The 9302-nt window shown below is 67.0% G+C and carries 8 protein-coding genes and 1 pseudogene; 7 read left to right on the top strand and 2 right to left on the bottom strand.

The features are described 5' to 3' along the window. The 6 genes from AC1DKD_RS36370 to purL all read left to right on the top strand — a co-directional run. The coding region (locus AC1DKD_RS36370) for a molybdopterin cofactor-binding domain-containing protein (RefSeq protein ID WP_477144371.1) at positions 1–668 on the top strand (668 nt) is incomplete at its 5' end. A gap of 16 nt (positions 669–684) precedes the next feature. Beyond that, positions 685–1143, top strand: coding sequence for a (2Fe-2S)-binding protein (locus AC1DKD_RS36365; RefSeq protein ID WP_441634090.1), 459 nt, complete (start codon positions 685–687; stop codon positions 1141–1143). Positions 1144–1178: 35 nt separating this feature from the next. Next, positions 1179–1319: a hypothetical protein gene (locus AC1DKD_RS36360; RefSeq protein ID WP_441634088.1), complete on the top strand. Its 141-nt coding sequence runs from the start codon at positions 1179–1181 to the stop codon at positions 1317–1319. A 192-nt stretch (positions 1320–1511) separates the two neighbouring features. Beyond that, the gene (locus AC1DKD_RS36355) at positions 1512–2306 is read left to right on the top strand and encodes an MBL fold metallo-hydrolase (protein ID WP_477144370.1); all 795 of its coding nucleotides are present in this window, start codon (positions 1512–1514) and stop codon (positions 2304–2306) included. Between the two features lie 8 nt (positions 2307–2314). Beyond that, complete coding sequence (locus tag AC1DKD_RS36350; RefSeq protein ID WP_441634084.1) at positions 2315–2680, top strand: alkyl sulfatase C-terminal domain-containing protein; 366 nt, start codon at positions 2315–2317, stop codon at positions 2678–2680. Positions 2681–2985: 305 nt separating this feature from the next. Further along, positions 2986–7032 (top strand): phosphoribosylformylglycinamidine synthase, encoded by a 4047-nt coding sequence (gene purL / locus AC1DKD_RS36345; RefSeq protein ID WP_441634082.1) that lies wholly within the window; start codon positions 2986–2988, stop codon positions 7030–7032. 111 nt (positions 7033–7143) lie between these two features. Here purL and AC1DKD_RS36340 read toward each other — a convergent pair whose 3' ends face one another. After that, on the bottom strand, positions 7144–7425 hold the full coding sequence (locus AC1DKD_RS36340) for a hypothetical protein (RefSeq protein ID WP_477111197.1): 282 nt from the start codon (positions 7423–7425) through the stop codon (positions 7144–7146). 450 nt (positions 7426–7875) lie between these two features. Next, positions 7876–8570, bottom strand: a pseudogene (locus tag AC1DKD_RS36335) (FAD-binding oxidoreductase); the annotation flags it as partial. A 286-nt stretch (positions 8571–8856) separates the two neighbouring features. Between AC1DKD_RS36335 and AC1DKD_RS36330 the strand changes: the two are divergent. Continuing rightward, positions 8857–9302, top strand: a 446-nt coding sequence (locus AC1DKD_RS36330; RefSeq protein ID WP_477144369.1) for an RrF2 family transcriptional regulator, incomplete at its 3' end; no start/stop codon positions are given.

Here is a 9302-nt window from a genome sequence, read left to right as displayed (position 1 = left end):
TCGGCCATGTGATTGTCGACCTGCCGGTGCCGGTGGGCTTCTGGCGCTCGGTCGGCCATTCGCACCAGGCCTTTTTTACCGAGAGCTTCATCGATGAGCTGGCGGCGGCGGCTGGCAAGGATCCCGTGGCGTTCCGCGCCGGCCTGTTGGCAAAGCACCCGCGCCACATGGCCGTGTTGCAGCGCGCCGCGGAACTGGCCGGCTGGGGGCGGGCGCCAGGGCAGGCTACCGACGGCGCCGCGCGCGCGCGCGGGGTGGCGCTGCACGAGGCCTACGGCAGCATCGTCGCGCAGGTGGCGGAGGTATCGCTGGCGCCGGACAAGCGGGTGCGTGTGCACCGGGTGGTCTGCGTGATCGATTGCGGTACGGCGGTGAACCCGAACCTGATCCGGCAGCAACTGGAAAGTGCGATCATTTTTGGCCTGTCGGCCGCGCTGTACGAAGAAATCACGATCGACCATGGCCAGGTGCACCAGCGGAATTTCAAGGAATTTCCTGTCATCCACATCAACGACTGCCCGGCGATCGAAACCGACATCATGCCGAGCCAGGAACATCCGCGGGGCGTGGGCGAAACCGGCACGCCGCCGATTGCGCCGGCGGTGGCGAATGCCCTGTTTGCGCTGACCGGGCAGCGCCTGCGCGCATTGCCCTTGAAGTTTGCATGAGCTGCGGGAGAGAACCATGTTATCCCTGAACATCAACGGCAAGGCGGTGACCGTGCGGTCCGATCCGGACACGCCGCTGTTGTGGGTGCTGCGCTGCGAACTGGGGTTGACCGGCACCAAGTATGGCTGCGGCGTGGGCATTTGCGGCGCCTGCACGGTACAGATGAACGACGACCGGGGCTTCGCCTGTCAGCGCAAGGTCTCGTCGCTGGAAAAGACCAGGATCGTCACCATCGAAGGCTTGCGCGGCGCGCAGGCGCAAGCCTTGAAGGCTGCCTGGATCGATCTCGATGTGGTGCAGTGCGGGTACTGCCAGAGCGCACAGCTCATGGCTGCCAGCGCACTGCTGAAAAAAATCCCGAAGCCCAGCGATGCCGACATCGATGCGTTCATGTCCGGCATTGTCTGCCGCTGCGGCACCTATCCGCGGATCAGGGCGGCCATCCATCGGGCAGCCGGGCAGCCGCGCGCCTGAGGCACTGCCGCCTTGCGAGGGTATTTCCGGATAACGTGAACACAAAGCGCGGCCAAGACTTCAGCAAGCACCGTGGCTTGTACGCCGCCGCCGTGCTGGAGCCGCGCCGCATGCCGCCCGCGGCCCGCGAGACCTCGCCCTCCTGGCCGCTGGCGCGCTCCCATATGGCGTCCTGATCAACGCGGTGCTGACCGACCCCGGGCCCTTGAAGCTGGACGCGCCTGCGCTGCAGGTGGAGTTGCTGGCGGCGCTGTCGGCCTATCTCAATGTAAAGGCCGAGGGGGAATGACGAACCGGCTGATGGAGAAGTTGCCCGGCGCGCTGGTGCTGCGCTGGCAGTAACCCGCATTAACCAACACGGAGACCCCATGACGGACAATCCAGGCTGTGCCCACGCGGCCACGGCTGACTTTCATCGCCTGCTGGCGCGCGAACTGCCGGAGCACGACGAACAGGACTGGGAGGACGCGCAGCGCGRCTTTCTCGGCACCATCCCCGATGCCAGGGTCGCGCGCGCCAACGGCCACGGCGTGTGGAACCTGGAGGCGTACGGTTTCCTCGATGCCGGGCAGGCGCCGGATACCGTCAACCCGAGCCTGTGGCGGCAGGCGCGGCTGAACCGTATCCACGGGCTGTTCCAGGTCACGCCGCGTATCTTCCAGGTGCGGGGATTCGATATCGCCAACATCACCTTTATCGAAGGCGACACCGGCGTGATCGCGCTGGACGCGCTGACCTGCCCGGAGACTGCCGCCGCGGCGCTTGCGCTGTACCGGCAGCATCGCGGCAATCGCACGCTGCACACCGTGATCTACAGCCACAGCCATGCCGACCACTTCGGCGGGGTGGCGGGACTGGTGGACGAAGCCGACGTGCGCGCCGGACGGGTGCAGGTGATAGCGCCATCCGGCTTCATGCACCACGCCATTGCCGAGAACGTGATCGGCGGCGTGGCAATGGCGCGCCGCGCGCAGTTCCAGTTTGGCCATACGCTGGCCAAGGGGCCGGCGGCGCAGGTGGATGCGGGGCTGGGCAAGACCTTGCCGTTGGGACGCTCCACGCTGATCGCGCCGACGCTGTCGATCGAGGCGGAACACGAAGTCCACGTGATCGCGAAGGCCCGCCCCAGGCCAATCCGCAGGGGCCGCCGGCCAACGCCCTGATGCACGCCATGAGCAACGAACTGTTGTTCGACGCGCTGGCGGTGCGCATCCATGGCCAGCGTGCCGAAGGCATGGCGTGCCAGCTCGGCTGGCATTTCACCGAGAGCGGCGAGCAGTGGGTGAGCACCTTGTCCAACTGCGCGCTGAGCAGCCTGCAGGTGGAGGCGGCGTCCTCGGCGGACGTGGTCATCGAAACCACCCGCGACACGCTCGACGGGCTGTTGACGCGGCGCTGGACCGTTGCCGAGGCCATGGCCGAAGGCCGCCTCTCGCTGAGCGGCGCCGTATCGCTGCTGCCGCGCTTCATGGGCCTGCTGGACCAGTTCAGCGGCAGCTTCCCGGTGGTGGATGCGGCGCCGTGGCCCGACCGCTGAGCCGGCCACGCCCGTAAAGCAGCGCCGGCGGTGACACCGGCGCTTCGCCGGCGCAGGGGTGCCGGCTGCGGCAGACGGATTGAAGTGCCGCTTGCGGCATGCTGTGCCGGGCGGGGCGCCTTCCGCGTGATGGCTGCGAGGCTCGTCCGCGGCACCCGTGCCTTTGTCCATCAAGCTGCCCGTGCTGCATCGCGGGAAACCCCCTTCGACAAGGTATAATGCCGGTTTCCCGCCAGCACGGCGCCCCAACCAGCGGCGCCGGCCGGTAGCAGCCCCTACCTCCTGCCCTCCCGACCGCTCAGACCATGGCGCATTTCTCGTGCTTCCCCGGTGCATTGGCGCTTTCCGCCTTCCGCCAGCAACGCCTGCTCACCGCCCTCAAGCAGATCGACGCCGACATCGAGTCGGTGCACGGCCAGTTCCTGCATTTCGTCGACACCGACGTGCCGCTGTCCCAGGACGACAGCGCCCGCATCGGCGCGCTGCTGACCTACGGTGCGCCTTTCGAGGCACAGACCGAAGGCGACCGTTTCGTGGTGATCCCGCGTTTCGGCACGATTTCGCCGTGGGCCAGCAAGGCCACCGATATTGCGCATAACTGCGGCTTCGAGCACGTCCACCGCATCGAGCGTGGCATCGAGATCACCGTGGTGTGCAAGAAGGGCCTGCTGCGCGGGCGCAAGTCGCTGGACGCCGGCACCCGTGCCGCCGTGGCCGCCCACCTGTTCGATCGCATGACCGAATCCGTGGTGGCCTCGCGCGAGGACGCCGCCGGCCTGTTCCAGGAACTGCCCGCCAAGCCGCTGCGCTTCATCGATATCTCCGGTGGCCGCGCCGCGCTGGCGCAGGCCAATACCGAGATGGGCCTGGCGCTGTCGGAAGACGAGATCGATTACCTGGTGGACGCCTACGCCAGGCTGGAGCGCAACCCGACCGACGTCGAGCTGATGATGTTCGCGCAGGCCAACAGCGAGCACTGCCGCCACAAGATCTTCAACGCCACCTGGACCATCGACGGCGTGCAGCAGGATAAATCCCTGTTCGCCATGATCCGCAATACCCACCAGCTCAACCCGCAAGGGTCGATCGTGGCGTACTCGGACAACTCCGCGGTGATGGAAGGCGACGTGGCCGAGCGCTGGTTCCCGCGCGGCACCGGGCACAAGTACGGCCGCCATGAGGCGCTGACCCACACGCTGATGAAGGTGGAGACGCACAACCACCCGACCGCCATCTCGCCGTTCCCCGGCGCCTCCACCGGTGCCGGCGGCGAGATCCGTGACGAGGGCGCCACCGGACGTGGCGGCAAGCCCAAGGCGGGCCTGACCGGTTTCACGGTTTCCAACCTGATGCTGCCCGATGCCGTCGAAGGCTGGGAAAACGCGCGCGACGCGGCCCAGCCGGTGGCGCACCGCAACCCCGCCGACAAGCCCGGCGTGACCGGCAAGCCGGATCGCATCGCCTCGCCGCTGCAGATCATGACCGACGGCCCGCTKGGCGGCGCCGCGTTCAACAACGAGTTCGGCCGCGCCATCCTGGGTGGCTACTTCCGCGTCTACGAGCAAAACGTCGGCGGCACCGTGCGCGGCTATCACAAGCCGATCATGATCGCCGGCGGCATCGGCAATATCGACGCCGGCCACACGCACAAGAAGGACCTGCCCGCCGGCTCGCTGCTGATCCAGCTGGGCGGCCCGGGCATGCGCATCGGCATGGGCGGCAGCGCCGCCAGCTCGATGGCGACCGGCACCAACACCGCCGACCTGGACTTCGATTCGGTCCAGCGCGGCAACCCCGAGATGGAGCGGCGCGCGCAGGAAGTGATCAACGCCTGCTGGCAACTCGGCGACGACAACCCCATCCTGTCGATCCATGACGTGGGCGCGGGCGGCATTTCCAATGCCTTCCCCGAACTGGTGGACGGCGCCGGCCGCGGCGCGCGTTTCGACCTGCGCCAGGTGCACCTGGAAGAGTCCGGCATGAGCCCGGCCGAGATCTGGTGCAACGAGTCGCAGGAACGCTATGTGATGGCGGTGGCGCCGGAATCCTTCCCGCTGTTCCAGGCCATGTGCCAGCGCGAGCGCTCGCCGTTCGCGGTGGTGGGCATCGCCACCGAGGAGAAGCAGCTGCAGCTGGTCGACGCCCATGTCGACGCCGCGCTCAAGGAACACCATGCCGTGAACATGCCGATGGACGTGCTGCTGGGCAAGCCGCCGCGCATGCACCGCGACGTCAGGCATGTGGAGCAAAGCCTGCCGCCGGTGGACGTGACCGGCATCGCGCTGGACAAGGCCGTGCGCGACGTGCTGCGCCACCCCACCGTGGCCAGCAAGTCCTTCCTGATCACCATCGGCGACCGTACCGTGGGCGGCATGAACGCGCGCGACCAGATGGTCGGCCCCTGGCAGGTGCCGGTGGCCGACGTGGCCGTGACCACGCTCGATTACAAGGGCCGCACCGGCGAAGCCATGACAATGGGCGAGCGCACGCCGCTGGCCGTGATCAACGCTCCGGCCTCCGGCCGCATGGCCATCGGCGAGGCACTGACCAACCTGGCCGCCGCGCCGGTCAAGGACCTGGGCAAGGTGAAGCTGTCGGCCAACTGGATGGCGGCCTGCGGCGTGGAAGGCGAGGACGCCAAGCTGTATGACACCGTGCACGCCGTCGGCATGGAGCTGTGCCCGGCGCTGGGCATCAGCATCCCGGTGGGCAAGGATTCGCTGTCCATGCGCACCAAGTGGCAGGACAACGGCGCCGACAAGGAAGTGGTCGCGCCAGTCTCGCTGATCATCTCGGCGTTTGCCGCCGTGGACGACACCGACCGGACCCTGACCCCGCAACTGCGCACCGATGCCGGCGACAGCGTGCTGATCGCCATCGACCTCGGCCGCGGCAAGAACCGCCTGGGCGGCAGCATCCTGGCCCAGGTGACGCAGCAGGTAGGCGACACCGCGCCGGACGTGGACAACGCCGAAGACCTGAAGAACTTCTTCAACGTGATCCAGCGCCTGAACCGCGAGGGCAAGCTGCTGGCCTACCACGACCGTTCCGACGGCGGCTTCCTGGCTGCCCTGGCGGAAATGGCCTTTGCCGGCCATTGCGGCCTGTCGCTCAACGTCGACATGCTGGCGCTGGACCCGGTCCAGGAGCAGGACTTCGGCGACGCCAAGAACTGGGCCCAGCAAATCTCCGGCCGCCGGGACGAGCAGACCCTGCGCGCGCTGTTCTCGGAGGAACTCGGCGCGGTGATCCAGGTACGCCAGGAAGAGCGCGATGCCGTGTTCGCCGTGCTGCGCGAGGTTGGCCTGTCGGCATGCAGCCACGTAGTGGGCAAGCCCAACACCACCGACCAGATCGAGATCTACCGCGACGCCAAGAAGGTGTTCGGCGCCGCGCGCGGCGAACTGCAGCGCACCTGGAGCGAAGTCAGCTGGCGCATCGCGCGCCTGCGCGACAACCCCGCCTGCGCCGATAGCGAATACGACCGCCTGCTCGACGCGGCGGACCCCGGCATCTCGCCGGTACTGACCTTCGATCCGGCGGAAGACATTGCTGCGCCGTTCGTGGCAACCGGTGCGCGTCCGCGCGTGGCGATCCTGCGCGAGCAGGGCGTCAACTCGCAGATCGAGATGGCCTACAGCATGGACCGCGCGGGCTTCGACACGCACGACGTGCATATGAGCGACCTGATCGCGGGCCGCGCCAACCTGGCCGAGTTCTCCGGCTTCGTGGCCTGCGGCGGCTTCAGCTACGGCGACGTGCTGGGCGCTGGCGAAGGCTGGGCCAAGACGATCCTGTTCAACGCGCAGATGGCCGAGCAGTTTGCAGCCTTCTTCAACCGCCAGGATACGTTCGCGCTGGGCGTGTGCAATGGCTGCCAGATGATGAGCAACCTCGCCCCGATCATCCCGGGCGCGGGCGCCTGGCCCAAGTTCACGCGTAATCAGTCGGAACAGTACGAAGCGCGCTACGTCACCGTGGAAGTGCAGTCCTCGCCGTCGATCTTCTTCGCCGGCATGGAAGGCAGCCGCATCCCCATCGTGGTGGCGCACGGCGAAGGCTTTGCCGACTTCTCGCAGCAAGGCGACAAGAGCCAGGCCCAGGTGGCGCTGCGTTTCGTGGACAACCTCGGCGCACCCACCCAGACCTATCCGCTGAACCCGAACGGCTCGCCGGACGGCATTACCTCGGTGACCACCACGGATGGCCGCTTCACCGTGCTGATGCCGCACCCGGAGCGCGTGTTCCGCACCGCCACCATGAGTTGGGCGCCGGATGCCTGGAAGCAGGTGGCGGATGGCGGCAGCCCGTGGATGCGCATGTTCCGCAACGCGCGGAAGTGGGTGGGTTGAGCGGCTTGCCGCTGGCTCGCTGGTAAAAGGGAAAAGCCCGCTTCAAGCGGGCTTTTTCTTTTGCTAACGGGCGTGCATGGCGAAGACGGGGGCAAAAGGAGCAGATTCCGGTCACGCCACCATCTGCGTACTCCAGGCCTGATACACGTAATACAACGGCCGCTGCGGATCCGATAGTTTTGCGCGAGCCGGTGCCGCGCCCCGGAGCTGCATGGTGACCAGCACCATGCGTGCCGCCTTGACGGCCGAATAGCGGTCGCGCAGCGGCAGCATCGGCAGCACGGACCGCCATTCCGGTGGCAGGCCATCGTGGCTGAAGGTGCCGAGCGCGCAGTAGCCCCAACCCTCGGAGGTGAGGTGCCAGAGTTGCCGGTAGGCGCTGCCTGAAGCCATGGACTCGCTCTTTCCCATGCCGTCGCCCGCGGCGGGAGATCACGCGGGTGAGGGCAATGCAGTGTGCGCGCCAGCCATGCGGCGGGCGGCGCATTCCCCCTGATCTTACTCAGGTGTCGGCATGGAGGGAATGCCCGTGGCCCGGGCTTGGTGGTATGCGGCACATGCGCGTTGCCGCGGGATCACATGGCAGGCAAGGGAATGACGCCTGGTGTGATCCCGGAGTACCGCATCATCCATGTGGCTCATCGGTGTCTGCGAGAGATTGGCAGTACATCACCTGCGGTACGTCGCATGAGCCAGGGCGCGTCTGGCGGCCGGCGTTTGCTGCCAGCTTGAATGCCGGCAGAAGCCGGCCGGACCGGCGATCCTGGTTTTTCAGGGCGGACGCTTTGGTCGCATTCGCCGATGGGCCCGGCCATTGTTAGTGCCAGCCGGCCACTACACCCACTACACCAGGCCATCCAGCAAATCCGGCCCGAACACTTCCCGATGCACCCGCTCAGCCTTCACTCCCCGCGCGGCTTCGGCAGTTTCCGCGCCGCGTGCGTGACATCCTTCAGGTGGGCCACATGCGAGACCTTGCGCGCCGCATGGCCGAACACCACCTTGCGCGAAGGATTGCGTTTCGCCACGGCATTCAGCGCGGAGATCATGGGCGTGACACCGACGCCGGCGGAGAGCAGCACGATGGGCGTGGCCGGCTCAATGCGCGGCGCGAAGTCGCCGAAGGGCTGGCTGACCATCAGCACGTCGCCAGGGCGGGCGTTGTCATGGAGCCAGTTGGACACGGCGCCGGCGGGCAGGGTGTCGCCGTTGCCGCTGTCGCGCTTTACCGAGATGCGCCAGGTCTTTCCGTTGGGCGCGTCCGACAGGCTGTACTGACGTTGCTGGAAGGCGCCGGGTGCCAGTTCGACCACGACCGAGATGTACTGGCCCGGCAGGAAATCTGCCAGCGTGGTGCCGCCGACGGCTTCGAGCGTGAAGGCGGTGATGTCGGCGCTTTGTTCTTCGCGGGCAACGATCCGCACGGGCTGGCGGTGGTCCGGGCCGGTCTGCGCGCGCTCGTAGAGGCGCGTTTCCGCGGCGATCAGTTCGGCGGCCAGCAACCAGTAGGCTTCATCCCACGCGGCTACCAGTGCCGGTTTCAGACAGCACGACAACCTCCAAAGATGTACGATAGATGCAACAAAACAGCGAAAAAATGCCGCGGCATTCCGCGGTGGCGGCGTGCGATGTGGTTGCGACGCCTTGGGAAGGATTTTATTAAACATGCATTTGTAATGCAACATAAAGTTTGTGGCGGTGCGGAAAGATGCATCCGGGGGCCATGTTAGACTGCGGCGGCGTTGCGCAAAGCAGCGCTGCGCCTGCCGCAGAGCCATCCTGGCTGCCACGCATACCATCACCGCCGCAAGCCGGACCCAAGCCATGAGACTGACTGACTACACCGACTACAGTCTGCGGACCCTGATCTATGTCGCGGTCCACCCAGGCGAGCTTGTGACCATCCAGCGCATCGCGGATGCGTTCGGCATTCCCAAGAACCACCTGATCAAGATTGTGCAGAAGCTTGGCCAGGCCGGCTTCCTGCACACGGTGCGCGGGCGCGCCGGCGGCATCGAGCTGGGCCGGCCGGCGGCGCAGATCAATGTGGGCGAGGTGATCCGCACCATGGAGTCGGATTTCCACCTGGTGGAGTGCTTCCTGGGGGATGACAACCATTGCGTGATCACGCGCGTGTGCGGCTTGCGGGGCGTGCTTGCCGCCGCGCTGCGGGCATATTTCGAGGTGCTGGATGCCTACAGCCTGCAGGATCTGGTGGAGAAGCCCGCGGCGCTGAGCCGCGCGCTTGGACAGGACGGGGCGGCCACCAT

The organism is Cupriavidus sp. 05T313, assembly GCF_056396665.1.
This window is presented reverse-complemented; position numbering and strand designations above follow the sequence as displayed.

What these genes read in the sequence shown, in the direction of transcription:
- AC1DKD_RS36365 (WP_441634090.1), top strand. Translation starts at nt 685, where the DNA reads ATGTTATCCCTGAACATCAACGGCAAGGCGGTGACCGTGCGGTCCGAT.
- AC1DKD_RS36350 (WP_441634084.1), top strand. Translation starts at nt 2,315, where the DNA reads ATGAGCAACGAACTGTTGTTCGACGCGCTGGCGGTGCGCATCCATGGC.
- AC1DKD_RS36340 (WP_477111197.1), bottom strand. Translation starts at nt 7,425, where the DNA reads ATGGCTTCAGGCAGCGCCTACCGGCAACTCTGGCACCTCACCTCCGAG.